At 66.4% G+C, this 19,878-nt stretch carries 17 protein-coding genes and 2 pseudogenes; 3 read left to right on the plus strand and 16 right to left on the minus strand.

What is annotated here, in order from left to right:
- From KY500_RS07630 to KY500_RS07640, 3 genes and pseudogenes are all read right to left on the minus strand, one after another.
- Entirely contained in the window at positions 1-366 is a 366-nt protein-coding gene (locus tag KY500_RS07630; protein WP_219902967.1) for a DUF948 domain-containing protein, read from the minus strand.
- Positions 367-471: 105 nt separating this feature from the next.
- A pseudogene (gene rpsD, locus KY500_RS07635) lies at positions 472-1,100 on the minus strand (30S ribosomal protein S4).
- Between the two features lie 237 nt (positions 1,101-1,337).
- Positions 1,338-2,675 (minus strand): replication-associated recombination protein A, encoded by a 1,338-nt coding sequence (locus tag KY500_RS07640; RefSeq protein ID WP_219902968.1) that lies wholly within the window; start codon positions 2,673-2,675, stop codon positions 1,338-1,340.
- Positions 2,676-2,858: 183 nt separating this feature from the next.
- On the opposite strand from KY500_RS07640, the gene KY500_RS07645 reads away from it, so the two are divergent.
- The 3 genes from KY500_RS07645 (at position 2,859) to KY500_RS07655 (ending at position 5,814) form a co-directional block, all read left to right on the plus strand.
- The gene (locus KY500_RS07645; protein WP_219902969.1) at positions 2,859-3,659 is read left to right on the plus strand and encodes a peptidylprolyl isomerase; all 801 of its coding nucleotides are present in this window, start codon (positions 2,859-2,861) and stop codon (positions 3,657-3,659) included.
- Positions 3,660-3,888: 229 nt separating this feature from the next.
- The gene (locus tag KY500_RS07650; protein ID WP_066595709.1) at positions 3,889-5,121 is read left to right on the plus strand and encodes a DUF349 domain-containing protein; all 1,233 of its coding nucleotides are present in this window, start codon (positions 3,889-3,891) and stop codon (positions 5,119-5,121) included.
- 96 nt (positions 5,122-5,217) lie between these two features.
- A complete protein-coding gene (locus KY500_RS07655) occupies positions 5,218-5,814 on the plus strand; it encodes a hypothetical protein (protein ID WP_219902970.1) in 597 nt (198 codons plus the stop codon).
- A gap of 29 nt (positions 5,815-5,843) precedes the next feature.
- Here the strand turns inward: KY500_RS07655 and KY500_RS07660 are convergent, their stop codons facing one another.
- The 13 genes and pseudogenes from KY500_RS07660 to thrS all read right to left on the minus strand — a co-directional run bounded on the left by KY500_RS07660 (position 5,844) and on the right by thrS (position 19,761).
- Positions 5,844-8,096: a bifunctional (p)ppGpp synthetase/guanosine-3',5'-bis(diphosphate) 3'-pyrophosphohydrolase gene (locus KY500_RS07660; protein WP_219902971.1), complete on the minus strand. Its 2,253-nt coding sequence runs from the start codon at positions 8,094-8,096 to the stop codon at positions 5,844-5,846.
- 96 nt (positions 8,097-8,192) lie between these two features.
- Positions 8,193-9,241 (minus strand): annotated as a pseudogene (gene secF, locus KY500_RS07665) (protein translocase subunit SecF).
- Positions 9,241-10,992 carry a protein translocase subunit SecD gene (gene secD / locus KY500_RS07670; RefSeq protein ID WP_219902972.1) on the minus strand — a complete coding sequence of 584 codons (1,752 nt, stop codon included), beginning with the start codon at positions 10,990-10,992 and terminating at the stop codon, positions 9,241-9,243. Before secD ends, secF begins: the two are co-directional and overlap by 1 nt.
- Positions 10,993-11,057: 65 nt before the next feature.
- Positions 11,058-11,474 carry a preprotein translocase subunit YajC gene (yajC, locus tag KY500_RS07675; RefSeq protein ID WP_255579870.1) on the minus strand — a complete coding sequence of 139 codons (417 nt, stop codon included), beginning with the start codon at positions 11,472-11,474 and terminating at the stop codon, positions 11,058-11,060.
- Positions 11,475-11,627: 153 nt separating this feature from the next.
- Complete coding sequence (gene ruvB / locus KY500_RS07680) at positions 11,628-12,662, minus strand: Holliday junction branch migration DNA helicase RuvB (protein ID WP_219902974.1); 1,035 nt, start codon at positions 12,660-12,662, stop codon at positions 11,628-11,630.
- Positions 12,662-13,306 (minus strand): Holliday junction branch migration protein RuvA, encoded by a 645-nt coding sequence (gene ruvA, locus KY500_RS07685; RefSeq protein WP_219902975.1) that lies wholly within the window; start codon positions 13,304-13,306, stop codon positions 12,662-12,664. The genes ruvB and ruvA overlap by 1 nt, the downstream gene beginning before the upstream one ends.
- A complete protein-coding gene (gene ruvC, locus KY500_RS07690; RefSeq protein ID WP_219902976.1) occupies positions 13,303-13,956 on the minus strand; it encodes a crossover junction endodeoxyribonuclease RuvC in 654 nt (217 codons plus the stop codon). Before ruvC ends, ruvA begins: the two co-directional genes overlap by 4 nt.
- 7 nt (positions 13,957-13,963) lie before the next feature.
- The gene (locus KY500_RS07695) at positions 13,964-14,728 is read right to left on the minus strand and encodes a YebC/PmpR family DNA-binding transcriptional regulator (protein WP_066595725.1); all 765 of its coding nucleotides are present in this window, start codon (positions 14,726-14,728) and stop codon (positions 13,964-13,966) included.
- Positions 14,729-14,872: 144 nt separating this feature from the next.
- Positions 14,873-15,457 carry a DUF1697 domain-containing protein gene (locus KY500_RS07700; RefSeq protein WP_219902977.1) on the minus strand — a complete coding sequence of 195 codons (585 nt, stop codon included), beginning with the start codon at positions 15,455-15,457 and terminating at the stop codon, positions 14,873-14,875.
- Positions 15,458-15,488: 31 nt separating this feature from the next.
- The gene (gene pdxT, locus KY500_RS07705; protein WP_219902978.1) at positions 15,489-16,082 is read right to left on the minus strand and encodes a pyridoxal 5'-phosphate synthase glutaminase subunit PdxT; all 594 of its coding nucleotides are present in this window, start codon (positions 16,080-16,082) and stop codon (positions 15,489-15,491) included.
- Between the two features lie 10 nt (positions 16,083-16,092).
- On the minus strand, positions 16,093-16,995 hold the full coding sequence (pdxS, locus tag KY500_RS07710; RefSeq protein ID WP_066595731.1) for a pyridoxal 5'-phosphate synthase lyase subunit PdxS: 903 nt from the start codon (positions 16,993-16,995) through the stop codon (positions 16,093-16,095).
- Positions 16,996-17,086: 91 nt separating this feature from the next.
- The gene (locus tag KY500_RS07715; RefSeq protein WP_219902979.1) at positions 17,087-17,707 is read right to left on the minus strand and encodes an HIT domain-containing protein; all 621 of its coding nucleotides are present in this window, start codon (positions 17,705-17,707) and stop codon (positions 17,087-17,089) included.
- A 2-nt stretch (positions 17,708-17,709) separates the two neighbouring features.
- Complete coding sequence (thrS, locus tag KY500_RS07720; RefSeq protein ID WP_370626905.1) at positions 17,710-19,761, minus strand: threonine--tRNA ligase; 2,052 nt, start codon at positions 19,759-19,761, stop codon at positions 17,710-17,712.
- Positions 19,762-19,878 lie beyond the last annotated feature (117 nt).

Raw genomic sequence — 19,878 nt, forward strand, 5'->3', positions numbered from 1 at the left:
CTACTTCCGGGTGCGCCGGGGACGGGCTGCGCGAAAGGCCGCTGTCACACCCGCCGAGAAACCGGCGATCTTGATCAGCGGACCGCCCACAGTGGCGGCCACGAGGGCGACGAGGGCGGACACATTGCCCGTCACTTCGGCCACGTTGGTGGTGATGGTGTCGATCGTGGCCAACTGGTGGTTGGTCTGCGCGACCGTGCCCGTGGTCTCCTCGAGCAGCGGGGTGATGTTCTGGCTGAGATCGCGGATCGCGTGGGTGGTCTCGTCGAACACCCTGCCCAGCTTGATCAGCGGGATGGCGAGGAACGCCACCAGGACCGCGAATACGCCGGCGGCAATCAGCCCGGCAATATCTCCACCAGTCATTCGACACTTCCATTCGGTCTCGGGTACGAGAAAAGGGCGGATCACCTAGGTGATCCGCCCTCCAGCGTAGTTCAGTTCCGCACGAGAGGATCGCGCGGGAGATGACTAGCGTGCTGCGTAGTACTCCACGACGAGCTGGACTTCACAGGTCACGGGGATCTCGATGCGCTTCGGGGCGCGCACGAGGCGGGCCTGCAGCTTGTCGAGTTCGACCTCGAGGTACGGCGGGAGCTTGGGCAGCAGGTCGACGTGACCGCCGGCCGCGGCAACCTGGAAGGGCTCGGTGCCCTCGCTGCGTGCCTTGACGTGGATGAGCTGACCCGGCTTCACGCGGAAGGAGGGGCGGTCGACCAGCTGGCCGTCGACCAGGATGTGACGGTGCACAACCATCTGACGGGCCTGGGCGGTGGTGCGGGCGATGGCCGAACGCACGAGGAGGGCGTCGAGACGGGTCTCGAGGATCTCGACCAGGTTCTCACCGGTCAGGCCCTGGCGGCGACGAGCTTCCTCGAAGGCGATCTTGAGCTGGGCTTCGCGGATGCCGTACTGGGCGCGTAAGCGCTGCTTTTCGCGGAGACGCACGGCGTAGTCCGAGTCGGTCTTGCGCTTGGTGCGGCCGTGCTCGCCCGGAGCGTACGGGCGCTTCTCGAGGTACTTGGCGGCCTTCGGGTCAGGGCGATGCCCAGGGCCCGCGAGAGGCGGGTCTTGCTGCGGGTACGTGACTTGGTAGACACAGTGTCCTTTCGGATGGAACTGGAAATTGGATACCAGGGCGACCGGGCCAGCCAGGTGATGGGCAGGCCGAGCGTCATGGGAGATCAGAGGGGTGGGCGCCACGGGCCGCCCGGCTACAGGGCGAATCCACTCCAACACACGTTTCGCGACGCAGCCGCATGACGAAACCAGTTGTAGGCGAGGTCAAGGCTAGCACAACGGGCCTGCTGTTCCGCGCTGATTCAGGGCCGTTGCCGCTACTGGCCGTGGATGATCCGACGCAGTTTGGCCAGCCGGGCGGACACATCCCGCTCGTTGCCGTGTTCGGTGGGCTGGTAGTACTGGGTGCGCCGCAATTCGGTGGGCAGGTAGTCCTGCGCGAGGACGCCGAGTGCGTCGTCGTGCGGGTACTTGTAACCCTTGCCGTGGCCGAGCCGCTTGGCGCCCGGGTAGTGGGCGTCCCGCAGATGCTTGGGCACCCGGCCGGTCTTGCCGGCCCGCACGTCGGCGATGGCCGCGTCGAGGGCCGTGTAGGCGGCATTGGACTTGGGGGCGCAGGCCAGGTGGACCACGGCCTGGGCCAACGGGATGCGTCCCTCCGGCATGCCGATGTATTGCACGGCGTCGGCGGCCGCGATCGCGATCACGAGCGACTGCGGGTCGGCCATGCCGATGTCCTCGGAGGCGAGCACGATAATGCGCCGGCAGATGAATCTCGGGTCCTCGCCGGCCTCGATCATGCGGGCGAGGTAGTGTAGGGAGGCGTCGACGTCGGATCCGCGCACGGATTTGATGAAGGCGCTGATCACGTCGTAGTGCTCGTCGCCGTTCCGGTCGTAGCGCAGCAACGCCCGGTCCACAGCGAGGGAGACGATCTCGGTGGTGATGACGGGCTTGTCGCCGTCCACCGTCTCGGTCGTCGCGGCCGAGACCGAGGCCGCCTCCAGGGCGGTCAGTGCCCGCCGGGCGTCGCCGGAGGCTAGGCGGATGATTGCTCCGCGGGCCTCAGGGTCGAGCACGAACCTGTCGGCGAGTCCCCGGGGGTCGGTGACGGCACGGTCCACCACGATGCCGAGGTCGTCGTCGCTCAGGGTTTCAAGCGTCAGCAGCAGGGACCGCGACAGCAGCGGTGAGATGACCGAGAACGACGGGTTCTCGGTGGTCGCCGCGACGAGGATGATGATGCCGTTCTCCACGCCGGGCAGAAGGGCGTCCTGCTGCGCCTTGCTGAAGCGGTGGATCTCGTCGAGGAACAGCACCGTGGACAGGCCGTACAGGTCCTGGCTGGTGCGGGCCTCCTCCATTACCTGGCGCACATCGCGCACCCCAGCCGACACCGCGGACAACTCGACGAACCGACGGCCTGAGCTGTGTGCGATGGTCTGGGCCAGTGTGGTCTTGCCGGTGCCTGGTGGGCCCCACAGGATGACCGACACCGAGCCCTGCTCCCCCGTCTTGTCGTTGGCGAGGCTCACCAGGGGTGACCCCGGGGTGAGCAGGTGGCGTTGTCCCGCGACCTCGGCCAGGCTTTTCGGGCGCATCCGAACGGCAAGCGGCGTCGCGCCCGTGCGCAGGCCAGGTTGAACGGAAGACATGGTCCCAGCGTAGTTTGTGCCGCCGACACCGAATGGCAGGCACCGCCCCGCTGCACGCAGCATAAGCGGGCGCTGAGCGGCTGAATTGTTCCCGCCGCCGCGGGATGCGTAGAGTTCACAGTGACCCGGGCCCCGTCGCCCGCACGCTTTGATTCCGCCGCAGGCGGCACCTGGAGGATTCCCGTGGCACCGAGCAGTAAACAGGATCGCGAAGCCCGCGAGGCACGTGGCCGTGTTCGCGCCTATCAGGCCAGGCAGACCGTGCATACGCTGCAGGGCAAGCGCCGGGTGCGCGACAACGTTCTGGCCGGAGGCATCCTGGTCGTCGTGCTGGCCGTGCTCGTGGGCGCCCAGCTGTTTTACTCCGGCGGTGGCCCGGGTACTCCGGCGCCCTCGGCCTCGTCCACGGCAGACCCCACCCCCACCGCCTCCGCGACTCCGGGCGCCAACTCCGGAGACGTCCCCTCCAGCGATCTGGCCGAGGGACGCACCTGGAGCGGCACCCTCACGCTCAACGGCATCCCCCTGGACGTCGAGCTTGACGGCGCCCTGGCCCCGCAGGCGGTATCGTCCACCATCAGCCTGGCGAACTCCGGCTTCTACGACGGACTCAGCTGCCACCGGCTCACCACGGGTGACGGCTTCTCAGTGCTGCAGTGCGGCGACCCGAACGGCGACGGTACGGGCGGCCCCGGTTACACCTACGGTCCCGTCGAGAACGCTCCCGCCGACAACCTCTACCCGGCCGGCACGATCGCGATGGCCAGGTCCACGGACGGGTACAGCATGGGCAGCCAGTTCTTCATCGTCTACGGCGACACGACGATTCCGGCCAACGAAGCCGGCGGTTACAGCGTGATCGGGAAGGTCACCAACGGTCTCGATCAGGTCGTCAGCGACATCGCCGGCGCCGGCGTGGCCGACGGCTCCACCGATGGTGCTCCAGTGGTGCCCACCACGATCACCTCGTTCACGGTGCAGTAACAACGTTCACGGTGCAGTAACAACGTTCACGGTGCAGTGATATCCGGTGCAGTCGGCCCTTCCGTCATAACAGTTCGGTCCATTCCGCTGAACCTCGGGCAGCCTTGCAATAGGCTTGTATGCGTATTGGCTTCAGCCCGTACTGGCTCGTTCAGGGATTCATCCGCTGCAGTACTCCACTGGGTACGTCACTGCACGGCGAATCAACCAAATCATTAAGGTGAGGCTCTTGACTACGACAGATCAGCAACCATGGGGTCGCGTAGACGAAACCGGCACGGTTTACGTGCGCGAAGCCGACGGCGAGCGTGCCGTCGGGCAGTACCCCGACGCGACGCCGGAAGAGGCGCTCGCCTACTTCGAGCGCAAGTATGTGGAGTTGAACGGCCAGGTCACCCTGCTCGAACAGCGTGCGAAGGGCGGCGCCCCCGCCGCGGACATCGCCAAGTCGGTGGCCAACCTGTCGAAGTCGGTCGCGACGGCCAACGCCGTCGGCAACCTCGCGGCCCTCGCCGAGCGTCTCGGCGCTCTCGGCGGAACCGTCAGTGAGCTCACCGAGCAGCAGGGTGTGGAGGCCAAGGCCGCCGGAGCCGCAGCCCTGGCAGAGCGGGCCGCCATCGTCGAAGAGGCCGAACGCCTCGCCGCCGAGGACCCCGCCAAGACCCAGTGGAAGCAGACCAGCGCCGCCCTCGACGCTCTCTTCGCCAAGTGGCAGGCACACCAGCACGATGCTCCACGGATCCCCAAGGGCGAGGCCAATGAGCTGTGGAAGCGGTTCCGTGCCGCGCGCACGACCATCGAGCAGAACCGCAAGGCTTTCTTCGCCGAACTGGACAGCGCCCACAAGGACGTCCGCAACCGCAAGCAGCAGCTTATCGAGAAGGCCGAGGCCCTTGCTCCTCAGGGTGCAGACGGCATTCCCGCCTACCGCAACCTGCTCGAGGACTGGAAGGCCGCCGGTCGCTCAGGCAAGAAGCAGGACGACGCCATGTGGGCGAAGTTCAAGGCGGCCGGAGACGTGCTCTACTCCGTGAAGAGCGAGATCGACGCCGCCGACAACGAGGAGTTCTCCGCGAACCTGGTCGTCAAGCTCGAACTGCTCACCGAGGCGGAAACCCTGCTCACCGAGACCGACCGGGTCAAGGCCCGTGAGCTGCTCAGCTCCATCCAGCGACGCTGGGACGCAGCAGGCAAGGTGCCCCGCGACCAGGTCAAGCCCGTCGAAGAGCGCATGCGCAAGGTCGAAGCCGCCGTGCGCAAGCTCGACGACGACCACTGGAAGCGCAACAACCCCGAGACCAAGGCCCGCGCCGAGGGCCTGGCCGGTCAGCTGCACGACGCGATCGCCAAGCTCGAGGCCGAACTGGCCGCCGCACAGGAGACCAAGGACGCCCGCAAGATCAAGGACGCCACCGAGGCGCTCGAGACCCGCAAGGCGTGGCTGAAGGCCATCGGCCAGTAGCCGACACCTCTGCACATCGGTCACGGGGCCGGGGATCTGTCCACAGATTCCCGGTCCCGTTTCCTGTTGTAGCCCCGGAACCGGCAGCCTGAGGGGATGACTCCCCTCGTTCCCGTCGCCTTGACCGGCGCCGACCTGCCGATCGCCGAACTCTCTGTTGCCCGCCTGGACGGCGAGCTCTTCTCCCTCGCTGGATCGTGGTGCCCGGTCGACGTCCTCGACGAACCGGCCACACGGGCGGCGGCACTCGCCGGGCTTGTTGGATCGTCTGGACTGGCTGGACCGGGCGGACCGGCCGGCGGCCGCCTCGTCGCCGAGCGGATGACCGCCGCCTGGATCTATGGTCTCGCCCCGGAGCCGGCACAACACCAGTTCTGTGTGGACGTGACGTCGCGCATCCGGAAGCCCGACACACCCAACGCCCTGCTGCGCGAAGTACGGCTGAGGCCGGGCGACATCCGCGTCGTGGGCAGGATGCTCGTCACGGTGCCCCGTCGCACGGCGTTGGACCTGGCCCGCTGGGGCTCCTCCCCCGCTGTCCGGGCCAACACCGAACTGCTCGCGGCGCTCCTGGCGTATGACGGCGCCACGCAGAGAGGCGACGGCGAATCACCCGACTGTCAGCGGGGAATCTCCTTCAGCCGCGTCGCCGCCGCCGAATTGGACCAGGCGCGCCGCCGGATGACCGGGTGATGACGGGACCGACGCAACTCAGACGCGTATCAGCCGTCGCTGACGCGGTAGACGTCGTAGACGGCGTCGATACGCCTTACGGCGTTCAGCACCCGGTCCAAGTGGGTGGTGTCACCCATCTCGAACACGAACCGGCTGATGGCCAGCCGATCACTGGAGGTGTTGACCGTTGCGGACAAGATGTTCACGTGGTGCTCGGACAGCACCCGGGTCACATCCGACAGCAGCCCTGACCGGTCGAGGGCCTCGATCTGGATCTGCACCAGGAAGAGGCTCTTGGAGGTAGGCGCCCAATCCACTTCGATCATCCGCTCAGGTTCCTTGAGCAGGGCCTGCACATTGTGGCAGTCGGACTGGTGCACCGAGACCCCGGAGCCGCGCGTGATGAAGCCCACGATCTTGTCGCCCGGCACCGGGGTGCAGCAGCGGGCGAGCTTGACCAGGATGTCGGGAGCACCGCGCACCAGGATGCCGGAGTCGTTGTTGCGGAGCGTCTGCGTACGGCCGTTCGGAGTGAACGGCAGGTCCGTCGCGTCACTCTCCTCCACGCTCTGCAGCGTGGCGACAACCTTCTCCAGCACGGATTGCGTGGAGACGTGCCCCTCGCCGACGGCGGCATAGAGCGCGGACACGTCTTCGTAGCGCATGACCGCGGCGACCTCGGCGAACGAGTCCTGGTTCATGAGCTTCTGCAACGGCAGGTTCTGCTTGCGCATGGCCCTGGCGATGGCGTCACGGCCCTGTTCGATCGCTTCGTCGCGGCGTTCCTTCGTGAACCATTGACGGATCTTGTTGCGCGCCCGGGGGCTCTTGACGAAGTTGAGCCAGTCCTGGCTTGGACCGGAGTCGGGGTTCTTCGAGGTGAACACCTCGACGACATCGCCGGTGGTGAGCGAACTCTCCAGGGGCACCAGACGACCGTTGACCTTGGCGCCCATGGTGCGGTGACCGACCTCGGTGTGCACGGCGTACGCGAAGTCCACCGGGGTGGCGTCGGCCGGGAGCCCGATCACTCGCCCCTTGGGCGTGAAGACGTAGACCTCCTTGGCGCCGATCTCATAGCGCAGGGAGTCGAGGAACTCGTTCGGGTCGGCGGTTTCGGCCTGCCAGTCGGAGATGTGCGCGAGCCAGGCCATGTCGGTGTCGCTCTGCGGACCAGGTCCGGAGCTCTTGCCGTTGACCTGTTCCTTGTACTTCCAGTGCGAGGCCACACCGTATTCGGCGCGCTCGTGCATCTCCTGCGTGCGGATCTGGATCTCGACCGGGCGACCGCTCGGGCCGAGCACGGTTGTGTGCAACGACTGGTAGAGGTTGAATTTGGGGGTGGCGATGTAGTCCTTGAACCGCCCGGGCAGCGGCGTCCAGCGGGCGTGGATGGCGCCGAGCACGGCGTAACAGTCCCGCACCGAGTTGACCAGCACACGAATGCCGACGAGGTCGTAGATCTCGTCGAATTCCCGGCCACGCACGACCATCTTCTGGTAGATCGAGTAATACTGCTTGGGCCGGCCGGCCACCTTGCCGCGGATGCGTGCGGCCTTGAGATCGTCGTTGATCGCGTCGATGACGTACTGCACGAACTCTTCGCGCTGAGGGGTGCGCTGTTTGACCAGGCTTTCGATCTCGGCATAGAGCTTGGGATAGAGCACACCGAAGGACAGATCTTCAAGTTCCCACTTGATGGTCTGGATACCGAGCCGGTGCGCGAGCGGAGCGTAGATCTCGAGGGTCTCGGTGGCTTTGCGGATCGCCGACTCGGCCGGGACGAAGCCCCAGGTGCGGGCGTTGTGCAGCCGGTCGGCCAGCTTGATGATGAGCACCCGGATGTCTTTGGACATCGCGACGATCATCTTGCGCACGGTCTCGGCCTGGGTGCTGTCGCCGTACTTGACCTTGTCGAGTTTGGTGACCCCGTCGACGAGCATGGTGATCTCGTCACCAAAGTCGGCGCGCAACTGGTCGAGCGTGTAGTCGGTGTCTTCGACGGTGTCGTGCAACAGAGCGGCGGCCACGGTCTTGGGCCCGATACCGAGGTCAGCGAGGATCTGGGCGACGGCGACAGGATGGGTGATGTACGGCTCGCCGCTGCGTCGCTTCTGGCCCTCGTGCGCGCTCTCGGCAGCGGTGTAGGCCCGTTCGATAATGGACAGGTCCACCTTCGGATGGTGCGTGCGCACAGTCCGGAGCAGCGTGTCCACGGCACCTGCCGGCTGGGCCCGGGAGAAGATCCGTGGTACCAGGCGGCGCAGGGACGCAGGCGATGGCGTTGTTGTCTCAGTCATCTCGTTACCTCATTCCCTGGCGCCAATTATCCCTGTACTAGCTGATAAACGGTAAACCGGGCAACGACAACGGATATTCCCGCACCTCGCCGCGGCTCACGCGGAGGCGTCCGCGTGGGTGTTCGAGGCAGCCCCGCCCGACACCGTGGTGTTCGTCGTCGTTCCGGCGGCCTTGGCCTTCAGCGAGAGCGCTTTCTTGTCGCGCTTGCGGATCTCCGGCTCGTTCTCACGCAGCTGGGCGTAGAGCGGCGACGCGATGAAGATCGTGGAGTAGGTACCCACGAGCATGCCGATCAGCAGAGCCAGCGAGATGTCCCGCAGGGTGCCTGCGCCGAGGACGAAGGCGCCGATCACGAGGATGGAAGCCACCGGGAGCACGGCCACGATCGAGGTGTTGATCGACCGGACCAGGGTCTGGTTGACCGCGAGGTTGACCGACTCGGCAAAGGTGCGCCGGGACTCCGGCCCGTCCTCGCTGGTGTTCTCACGGATCTTGTCGAACACCACCACGGTGTCGTACAGCGAGTACCCCAGGATGGTAAGGAATCCGATCACGGCCGCTGGGGTAATCTCGAAGCCCGTGATGCCGTAAAAACCAGCGGTGATCACGAGGTCGTGCAGCAGTGCCACCATGGCCGCAACCGCCATTTTCCAGGTGCGGAAGTACAGGGCCATGACAGCGCCGGCAAGCACGAGGAAGGTCAGCAGGGCGCGGATGGCGGAGCCGGTGATGTCCTGGCCCCAGGACGGGCCGATGAAGGACGACGTCACCTGGGCAGGTTCGATGCTGTACGCCGAGGCGAGAGCTGCACGAACCTCGCGGCTCTCGGTGTCGGTGAGCTGATCGGTCTGCACCGGATACCATCGCTGCCGACGGCCGAAATCTTGGGTACGGCAGCCGGTACGACGTCGGCGACGGCCGCGGCGGCCGGGCCCTGGTCGAGTGTGGTCGTGTTGGAGAGCACGAACTCGGAACCACCGGTGAACTCGATGCCGAAGGTGAATCCACCGCGCAGCACCGGACCCAGGATCGCGACGAGGATCATCACGGCGGCGACCGAGTACCACAGCTTCCGACGGCCAACGATGTTGTACGAGCGCTTGCCCGTGTGCAGGTCGTTGCCGAACTGGCTGAAGCTGGCCATTAGGAATCCTTCCCGTCGGTCGGCTTACTCGAGCCGGATCCGATGAGCTCAGCCGCCTTGCGTTCGGCGATGGTCTGACGTTTGACGGCTTCCTTGCTGGCGGAAGCACCCTTGCGCGACGCACCCGGCACGGCGGGGGGAGCGAATTGCGCCCGACCGCGATACACGGCGCCCAGCGCCCGGGGGTCCAGTCCGCTGAACCGGTGGCCCTCACCGAAGAACTTGGTGCGGGCAAGAAGCTGCAGGGTGGGGTGGGTGAACATGGCCACGACGAGCAGGTCGACGAGGGTCGTCAGGCCCAGGGTGAGGGCGAAGCCGCGGACGTTGCCCACGGCGAGGATGAAGAGCACGGCTGCAGCGAGGAAGTTGACCGTGTCGGAGGCGATGATGGTGCGGATGGCGCGGCGCCAGCCGGACTCGACCGCTGAGACGAGTCCCCTGCCGTCGCGCAATTCGTCTCGCACCCGCTCGAAGTACACGATGAAGGAGTCCGCGGTGATACCGATCGCGACGATGAGGCCCGCCACACCGGCGAGCGAGAGCCGGTAGCCCTCTCGCCAGGACAGCAGCGTGATCAGGAAGTAGGTGATCACGGCGGCGACGGCCAGGGACGCGATGGTGACCAGGCCGAGCAGGCGGTACTGGGCCAGGGAGTACAGCACGACCAGGATCAGGCCGATCAGACCGGCGATGAGGCCGCTCTGGAGTTGGGTGGAACCGAGGGTCGCCGAGATCGTGTCCTGGCTCTGCAGCGTGAAGCTGATCGGCAGGGCGCCGAACTTGAGCTGGTCGGCGAGGGCCTTCGAGGTGTCCTGATCGAAGGACCCGGTGATCTGCGGCTTGCCGTCGGTGATCACCGCGAGGGTGCGAGGAGCGGAGATGACGCTGCCGTCGAGGACAATAGCGAACTGGTTCTGGGCGCCCTGCAGGCCGCTCAGTCGGGTCGTGACGTCGGCGAAGGCCTGGGTCCCGGTGCCGTCGAAGACGATGTTCACAGCCCACTCGCCGGTGGTCGCGCCGCTCTGCGTGGTGACCTGGCCGTTGGTGGCGTCGGAGATGTTCTCGCCGCTGACCTCGACCGGTCCGAGGATGTACTTGACCGAGCCGTCGGTCTCACAGGTGATCAGGGGCTGATCCGCCGGGGCGACGTTGGTGGTGTCGATATCGCTGCACTGGAAGGTGTCGAACTGCGCCTGCAGTGCAGGCGTGATGTTGTTCAGGTCGCTGGCGTCGGTCGGAGCGACGGACGGCGTCGTCTCCGGAGCGGGCGTGGCGGCATCGGTCGCAGAATCGGTCGCAGGATCCGTTGCGCCGGGGGTGGCCGTCGAGCCATCGGTGCCGACGCTGTCAGCCGACGGAGCAGAGGCGATGAGGACCGGGCGGAATTCGAGCTTTGCCGAGGATTCGATGCGGTTCAGGGTGGCGTCGTCTGGTGTCCCGGGGATCGACACCACGATGTTCTGCCCGCCCTGGGTGTTGATCTCCGACTCGGAGACACCGGCAGAGTCAATGCGCTGGCGGATGATCGAGACAGCCTGGTTGAGCTGTTCGGACGAGACCGTCTGGCCCGACTCGAGCTTGGGGGCCAGGATGATCTGCGTGCCGCCCTCGAGGTCGAGGGCCAGCTTGGGGGTCCACGACCCCCCACCGGTGAGTACTCCGGCCCCGTTGAGAGCGATGAGACCGACGATGATCACGCCAAGCCAGGTCAGCGAGCGCCAGGCCTTCTTGGTCGGAGACGACTTAGCCACCTATTGAACTCAGCTTTCTTTGCTCGTGCCCACGCCGGAGGGCGTGGACACGGAGAGGGGATGTGTTACGCGTCGCCCTTTTTGGGTTCGGTGTTTGTGTCGGTCACGGTGGTGCTGTCGGAAACGGAGTCATCGGTCGATTCCATCTCGGTGCGCTGGCCGTATTCCGGCTCGCCCACGATGGCCGGCGTGCCGGCGGTCTCGTCGACGGTGTCGTCCAGGACGATGTCATCGCCCACAACGGTGGGCTCCACGACACGAGCGATGGTCTGACGGTGGATCTGCACGATGGTGCCGGGGGCGATCTCGAGAGCGACCTTGTTCTCTTCTTCGTCGATGGACACGATGGTGCCGTAGAGCCCGAAGTTGGTCATGACGTCCGCGCCGGCCACCATCTTCGACTGCAGCGCAAGGGTGTCCTTCTGGCGCTTACGGCCGTTGCGAAACATGAAGAACACGAGCAACGCCAAAACGGCGAGCATGACAAGAGTCAACGGATCCATAGAACTGTGAGACCTTCCCGCACTGCACGACATGCCAGAGCAGTGTCGTCAGATGTGCAGAGTTGTTTGATGTGCAGAGTTTGTGTTGGACAGAGTTATCAACGCGCGCGTGGCGTGGCTGACCAGCTTGAATTATAGAACATCCAAGGTGAGCGCAGCCTGAGGATCGCTCAGTCCGAAGTGCCGCCACGCTGCGGGAGTGGCAACCCGCCCTCGCGGGGTACGCGTGAGGAAGCCTATCCGTACCAGGAAGGGCTCCACGACCGATTCGATGGTGTCCGGCTCCTCCCCCACCGAGACGGCGAGGGTGTTGAGGCCGACCGGGCCACCCCCAAAACGGGTCAGGACGATGTTCATGACCTCCCGGTCGAGCCGGTCGAGGCCGATCTCGTCGACGTCGTACAGCTCCAACGCGGCGTGAACGGCGGCCAAGTCGGCGTCGCCGCCGTGCACCAGGGCGTAGTCGCGCACCCGCCGCAGCAGCCGGTTCGCGATCCGCGGCGTTCCGCGACAACGGCCAGCGATCTCGGCGATGGCTTCCCTGTCGATGACGAGGCCCAGCAATTTTGCGGCCCGGGTGAGCACCTGTTCGAGTTCGGCGTCGGCGTAGAACTCCAGGTGGGCGGTGAACCCGAACCGGTCGCGCAACGGATTGGGCAACATCCCCGAGCGGGTGGTGGCGCCCACAAGCGTGAACGGGGCCAGGTCGAGCGGTACCGAGGTGGCTCCGGCGCCCTTGCCGACCATGATGTCGATGCGGAAGTCCTCCATCGCCAGGTAAAGCATCTCCTCGGCGGACCGTGCCATGCGGTGGATCTCGTCGATGAAGAGCACCTCACCGGGAACCAGCGACGAGAGCACCGCTGCGAGGTCACCGGCGTGCTGGATGGCGGGGCCGCTCGACATGCGCAAAGGGCGGTTGCCTTCGTAGGCGATGATCATGGCAAGGGTGGTTTTACCCAGGCCTGGAGGGCCGGCCAGGAGAATGTGGTCGGGCGTGCGCTGCTGCATGGAGGCGGCGGTGAGCAGAAGCTGCAACTGGCCGCGTACCTTCTGCTGGCCCACGAATTCCGTGAGGCTCTTCGGGCGCAGGGCGCCTTCGAAGGCGAGTTCGGCATCGCCGGCGAGGGCCGGGTCGGCCAGTTCGACACCGGGATCCGTCGTCATCAGCGGTGGCTCCCGTCTGCGGCGCCCGCGTGTTGGGCCGGGCCGAGGCGCGCAAGGGCGAGACGCAGGACGGCGGCGACGCCGGCTCCTTCGGCGTCGAACTCGGCGCTGCTGCCGGCCAGGATCTCCTCGACGGCCTGGGCGGCAACCCTCTCGGACCAGCCGAGGCCGATCAGGGCGGTCTGTACGCTCGTGCCCACAGCGGCCGCGGCACTCGGGCGGCCGGGCGTGGCGGATGCGGCGGTGACGACGAGCTTGCCGGCCAGGGACAGCACGATGAGCTTGGCGGTCTTGGGGCCGATCCCGCTCACCTTGCGGAAGACCGAGTCCTCTTCGGCGGACACGGCCTGCGCGATCTGGTTGGGGCTGAGGACAGCGAGTACGCCGAGGGCCGATTTGGGTCCGACGCCGGTGACGCCGACCAGGAGTTCGAAGACGGCCAGCTCGTCGGCGGAGGGGAACCCGTACAGCGTGAGGGAGTCCTCCCGCACGATCAGAGTCGTCGACAGTCGGGTCTCGGTGCCGACCCGGGCGGCAAGGGCCGTCGGCGGGGTCACCTGCACGGCCAGACCCACTCCCCCGACCTCGATGACCACCGTGGAACCCAGAGCGGACAGGACGGGGCCACGCACTGAAGAGATCACCTATTCAGCCTACGGTGCGCCGCCGACGTTGCCGCCGCCGCACCCGGCGCGTTGCCGCGCTCCGCATCCCGCCAGGCCTTCTGCGCCGGGGTGAGCGCGCCGGGAGTGCGGGCCGGGGTGGACCTGTTGCCGGCCGCCACGGTGCCGCTGGTGGGCAGCACTCCGCCGCCGGCGCCGGTGCGCCAGGCATGGCAGATCGCTAGGGCCAGCGCGTCGGCGGCATCCGCCGGTTTCGGGATCTCGGCCAGGCCGAGCACCCGGGCCACCATGGTGCCGACCTGCTTCTTGTCCGCGGAGCCGTAGCCAGTGATGGCCGCTTTCACCTCGCTGGGGGTGTGCAGGGTCACGGTGAGGCCACGACGGGCGGCGAGCATGAGCGCCACCCCGCTGATCTGGGCTGTGCCCATCACCGTGCTCACGTTCTGTTGGGCGAAGACGCGCTCGATGGCCACGTATTGGGGTTGGTGCCGGTCGAGCAGTTCCTCGAGTCCTTCACCGATGAGCAGCAGTCGTCTCTCGAGGCTCAGGTCGGGGGAACTGCGCAACACCTGCACGTCCACCAGGGTCGCCGAGCGGTTCGCTGCGACGTCGACGATGCCGACGCCGCAGCGGGTCAGGCCGGGGTCGATGCCCAGCACCCTGACCGTCATTGGTGTGTTATTCGCTCTCGGATTCGAGTTCGGCCTGCACCTCGGGCGTGATGTCATAGTTGCTGTAGATGTTCTGCACGTCGTCAAGCTCTTCGAGTGCGTCGATGAGCCTGAACACCTTGCGGGCGGTCTCGGCGTCGACCTCGATCTTCAGCTGCGGAACGAAGGCGATGTCGGCAGAGTCGTAGTCGATGCCCGCGGTCTGCAGCGCGGTGCGGGTGGCGACGAGGTCGTGGGCTTCGCTGAAGACCTCGAACTTCTCGCCGTCGTCGACGACTTCCTCGGCTCCCGCATCGAGCACGGCGGCGAGCACATCGTCTTCCGTGACATCGTTGCCCTTGGGGACGACGACGATGCCCTTGCGGTGGAAGTTGTAGGCGACGCTGCCCGGGTCGGCCATGTTGCCGCCGTTGCGGCTGACTGTGGTGCGCACCTCTGCGGCCGCGCGGTTCTTGTTGTCGGTGAGGCACTCGATCATGATCGCGACGCCGTTGGCGGCGTAGCCCTCGTACATGATGGTTGTGTAGTCGACGACCTCGCCGGAGAGGCCGGCGCCGCGCTTGACGGCGCGGTCGATGTTGTCGTTGGGGACCGAGGTCTTCTTGGCCTTCTGGATGGCGTCGACGAGAGTGGGGTTACCAGACAGGTCGGCGCCGCCCATGCGCGCCGCGACCTCGATGTTCTTGATCAGCTTGGCGAATGCCTTGGCCCGACGCGAGTCGGTGACGGCCTTCTGGTGCTTGGTTGTCGCCCATTTGGAGTGTCCGGACATGAATCTCCCGTGTGTCGCTTAGTCGTGCGACGCTGTTCGCGCGCCGCAGGGTGGATGCGGTGCATCGCTGCACTGCCTGGTATTGAACTGTTCATCAAGCGTGGTGGCACAGCGAACGACGTCGAACGCTGGTGCGATCCCAGTCTAGCCCGCGGCGTTGGGACGGGCTTGGGACACGGCGGGTTCAGGTGCAGCGCCGTCAGGAACAGCCAGGATCTTCCGAAGCGTCCGCAGGTTCCGGGTGGTGGTGGTGGGCTTAAAGCGGGCTTTGCCCGACAGGACACTGAAGGGACTCTTGATACCTACCGCACGCCGCACCTGCCAGTAAACGACGTCCGTGCCCCGTTGCACCCTCTCGTCGTTCGGATCCAGCTCAGGTGCGGCCGCGAGCAGGTCGTCCAGCGTGGCCGGCTCGGAGCCGAACAGGACGTAGGAATGCCAGCCGACGCGATCCTCGAATGGGTAGTCGGCGACGGTGCCGGTCAGTCGCGGCCAGGGCACGAGAACCACCCAGGCCTCGTAGCCGAAACGTTCGGAGAGCGTGCGTTCCAGGCCGGATTTGACGACGGCGGCATCTGTCTCGGAGGTCTCCAGGACCACGTTTCCGCTGGCGAGGACCGTCGTCACGGCTGTGTGGCCGAGGCCTCGCACCGTCTCGGCGAGCTCGGCCATGCGGATGTTGATGCCGCCGACGTTGATGCCGCGCAGCAGAGCGATGTATCGGGTCATACGCCCAGTCTGGCGCAGCCGGAACGGTTCGTCACGACCGGAAGCCGGCGCCCCGGACCTTCTGTAGGAAGTACTCGTGGAATCGGTGTTCCCCGGTGATCTCGGGGTGGAAGGACGTGCCGATCAGGTTGCCCTGTTCCACCGCGACACAGCGACCGTCAGCGATCGTGGCCAGGGCCGTGGCTTTCGGTCCGACACTCTCCACGACGGGCGCACGGATGAACACGGCGTGCACGGGCGGGCCGCCGAACACGGGTACATCGAGGTCGGTTTCGAACGAGGCTCTCTGCGAGCCGAAGGCGTTGCGGCGCACGCTGATGTCGAGACCACCCAGGCTCTGCTGCCCGGAAATGCCGTCGAGGACGGTGTCAGCCAGCATGATCAGCCCGGCGCAGGTGCCGTACACGGGCAGTCCGGAGCCCACGGCCGTCCGCAGCGGTTCGGCCAGGCCGAACAGGCGGGTCAGCTTGTCCATCACGCTGGACTCGCCGCCCGGGATCACCAGGCCGTCGACGACGGCCAGCTCCTCCGGGCGGCGGACGAGGAGCACCTCGCTGCCGAGCGAACTCAACATCGCGGCATGCTCGCGAAAGTCGCCCTGCAGGGCGAGTACTCCAACGGTCATGAAGCGGGTGTTACCAGCCGCGCTCGGACAGGCGGTGCGGTGCGGGGAGGTCGGCCACGTTGATGCCGACCATCGCTTCGCCGAGGCCGCGCGAGACATCCGCGATGATCTTGGCGTCGTCGTAGAACGCGACGGCCTTGACGATCGCGTTGGCGCGCTCCTGCGGATTGCCGGACTTGAAGATGCCCGAACCCACGAAGACGCCGTCGGCGCCGAGCTGCATCATCATGGCCGCATCGGCCGGGGTGGCCACGCCGCCCGCGGTGAACAGGACGACGGGCAGCTTGCCGGTCGCGGCGATCTCGGCGACCAGTTCGTACGGCGCCTGCAGCTCCTTGGCGGCCACGTACAGCTCGTCCTTGGTGAGCGAGGACAGCCGGGCGATCTCGCCCTTGATGGTGCGGATGTGCTTGGTCGCCTCCGATACGTCGCCGGTGCCGGCCTCGCCCTTGGAGCGGATCATCGCAGCGCCCTCGGTGATGCGGCGAAGCGCCTCACCCAGGTTCGTCGCACCGCACACGAATGGAACCGTGAAGTTCCACTTGTCGATGTGGTTGACGTAGTCGGCCGGGCTGAGTACTTCGGACTCGTCGATGTAGTCGACCTCGAGGGCCTGCAGCACCTGTGCTTCGACGAAGTGGCCGATGCGGGCCTTAGCCATCACCGGGATGGAGACCTCGGCGATGATGCTGTCGATCAGGTCGGGGTCGCTCATACGGGCGACACCACCCTGCGAGCGGATGTCGGCGGGAACGCGCTCGAGCGCCATGACGGCGACGGCGCCGGCGTCTTCGGCGATGCGGGCCTGCTCGGCGTTGACGACGTCCATGATGACGCCGCCCTTCAGCATCTCAGCGAGTCCGCGCTTGACGCGGCTCGAGCCGAACTGCTCAGGAGTTGTGGTGTCAGTCATAACGTCGATTCTATTCCTTGCGTGGGGTGCCGCCGTTCGGGTTCCGGCACGAGGGACACTGCTGATAGACCGACGCCCAAGCGGTGAAGGGTCACTGCTCCCCTGCGGGCCAGCCCTGGGCAACCGAGCGGCGCACGTCGCCCAGGAGCTGGGGTATCGCCTTGGTGCCGGCGATGATCGGGAAGAAGTTCGAGTCCAGCGCCCACCGAGGAACGATGTGTTGGTGCAGATGCTCCGCGATCCCGGCACCGGCGATGCGTCCCTGGTTCATCCCGAGGTTGAACCCGTCGCAGCCGCTGGTTGTTTTGAGCACGCGCATGGCCGTCTGGGTCAGGCTACCGATTTCGGCGACCTCTTCCGGCGTGGCTTCGTCATACGTCGCAACATGCCGGTACGGGCAGACCAGCAGGTGACCGCTGTTGTACGGGAACAGGTTCAGCAGAACGTAGGCATACTTTCCGCGGGCCACGATGAGGGCCTTCTCGTCGTCCATCGACGGTGCGATGCAGAACGGGCAGTCGTCGGGGTGCGGCTGCTGGCCACCCTGGATGTAGACCATGCGGTGCGGTGTCCACAGTCGCTGGAAGGCATCGGGGACGGCGGCGAAGTCGCCGGAGTTCTCCACCTGGACGCCCTCGGCGGTGTCCTGCGGGCTGCCGGACAACCGATCCCAGGGGGTGTCCCTCGGCCCTGTGCCGGACGTGTCCGTCATCGTCAGGCCAGTTCCGGCGCGGCCACACCGACCGGGGAGAGCGAGGCGTGTGCCTCGGAGAAGTCCGCGTCGCCCAGAACCTGGGCACGGGTCTTGATGGACGCGATGATCCGGCGGACGGCGTCGTCGACGGGCACACCGTTTTCCTGGGTGCCGTCGCGGAACCGGAAGCTGACCGCGTTGTTGGCGCGATCCTCTTCCCCCACTATGAGCTGGAACGGGATCTTCTGTAGGGTGGCATTGCGGATCTTCTTCTGCATCCGGTCGCTCGAGGAGTCGAGCTCGACGCGTACCCCGGCGGTCTTGAGCGTGGCCAGGACTCCCCAGAGGTAGTCCTCGTACTGTTCGGACACGGGGATACCGATGACCTGCACCGGAGAGAGCCAGACCGGGAACGCGCCGGCGTAGTGCTCGAGCAGGATGGCGAAGAATCGTTCGATGGATCCGAGCAGGGCGCGGTGGATCATCACGGGCTGCTGACGGGAGCCGTCCGGTGCCGTGTACTCCAGGCCGAACAGCTCCGGCTGGTTGAAGTCGAGCTGGACTGTGGATAGCTGCCAGGTACGGCCGATCGCGTCACGGGCCTGCACCGAGATCTTCGGACCGTAGAACGCCGCTCCCCCGGGGTCGGCAACCAGTTCAAGACCCGAGTCCAGTCCCACCTGACGCAGCGTGTCGGTTGCGGCCTCCCACTGCTCGTCGGTGCCGACGGACTTCTTGGGGTCGCGGGTGGACAGCTCCAGGTAGAAGTCGGTGAGGCCATAGCCGCGAAGGGTCTCGAAGACGAACTCCAGCTGGCTGGCCACCTCGGCCCTGACCTGGTCCTGGGTGACGTAGATGTGCGCGTCGTCCTGGGTGAGGCCGCGTACCCGGGTGAGGCCCTGCAACGTGCCGCTCTTCTCGTAGCGGTAGACGGTGCCGAATTCCGCCAGGCGCAACGGGAGTTCACGGTAGCTGCGGCCGCGGGCCTTGAAGATCAGGTTGTGCATCGGGCAGTTCATGGGCTTGAGGTAGTAGTCCTGGCCCTGACGGGTGACGTTGCCCTCGGCATCGACCTCTTCGTCGAGGTGCATGGGCGGGAACATGCCGTCGCGGTACCAGTTGAGGTGCTGGCTGGTCTCGAAGAGGTGACCCTTGGTGATGTGCGGGGTGTTGACGAGGTCGTACCCGTTGGCAAGCAGGCGCTCACGCATGTAGTTCTCGATCTCGGCGCGGATGATGCCACCCTTGGGGTGGAAGACAGCCAGGCCGGAGCCGATCTCCTCGGGGAACGAGAACAGGTCCAGTTCCTGCCCGAGCTTGCGGTGGTCGCGCTTGGCGGCCTCGGCCAGGCGGGCCTGGTAGGCGCGCAGTTCGTCCTTGGTGGGCCACGCTGTGCCGTAGATGCGCTGGAGCTGCGGATTCTTCTCCGAGCCGCGCCAGTAGGCGGCGGCAAGGCGGGTGAGTGAGTAGCCGTTGCCGATCATGCGGGTGTTCGGCAGGTGCGGGCCGCGGCAGAGGTCTTTCCAGAGCGTTTCGCCGGTCTTCGGGTCGACGTTGTCGTAGATGGTCAGCTCGGCGCCGCCCACCTCGACGGACTCGTTGTCTCCGGTGTCGGTGGTCGAGCTTGTCGCGTTGGTCGAGCTTGTCGCGACCCCCTTGAGACCGATCAACTCGAGCTTGTATGGCTCAGCGGCGAGCTCGGCACGTGCCTCGTCGTCGGTGACGACACGGCGCACGAAGCGCTGGCCCTGGCGGATGATGCGGTCCATGGCCTTCTCGAGGGACTTGATGTCCTCGGGGGTGAACGGCTCGGCCACATCGAAGTCGTAGTAGAAGCCGTCCGTGACGGGCGGGCCGATGCCCAGGCGCGCTGCCGGGTTGATGGTCTGCACGGCCTGCGCGAGAACGTGGGCGGCTGAGTGACGCAGGATGCTCAGGCCGTCGGGAGACTCGATAGTGACCGGGGTGACGTCATCCGTCGGGGTCACCTGCGCGGCGAGGTCCGTGAGGACACCGTTGACGCGCATGGCGACAACGGATCGGTCGGTGAATAGCTCGAAACCGTCAACCACGTGTATAGCTCCCTTGAATTACGAATCATTCAACTTTAGCGGGCGGGAGTGCGCGCGGTGACGGGGTGGCCGGGGCTCAGCCTTCGGCACGCCTCGACCGGTTCGGCGGCGGGTCGT

The sequence above is a fragment of the Cryobacterium sp. PAMC25264 genome, assembly GCF_019443325.1.
GTDB lineage: Bacteria > Actinomycetota > Actinomycetes > Actinomycetales > Microbacteriaceae > Cryobacterium.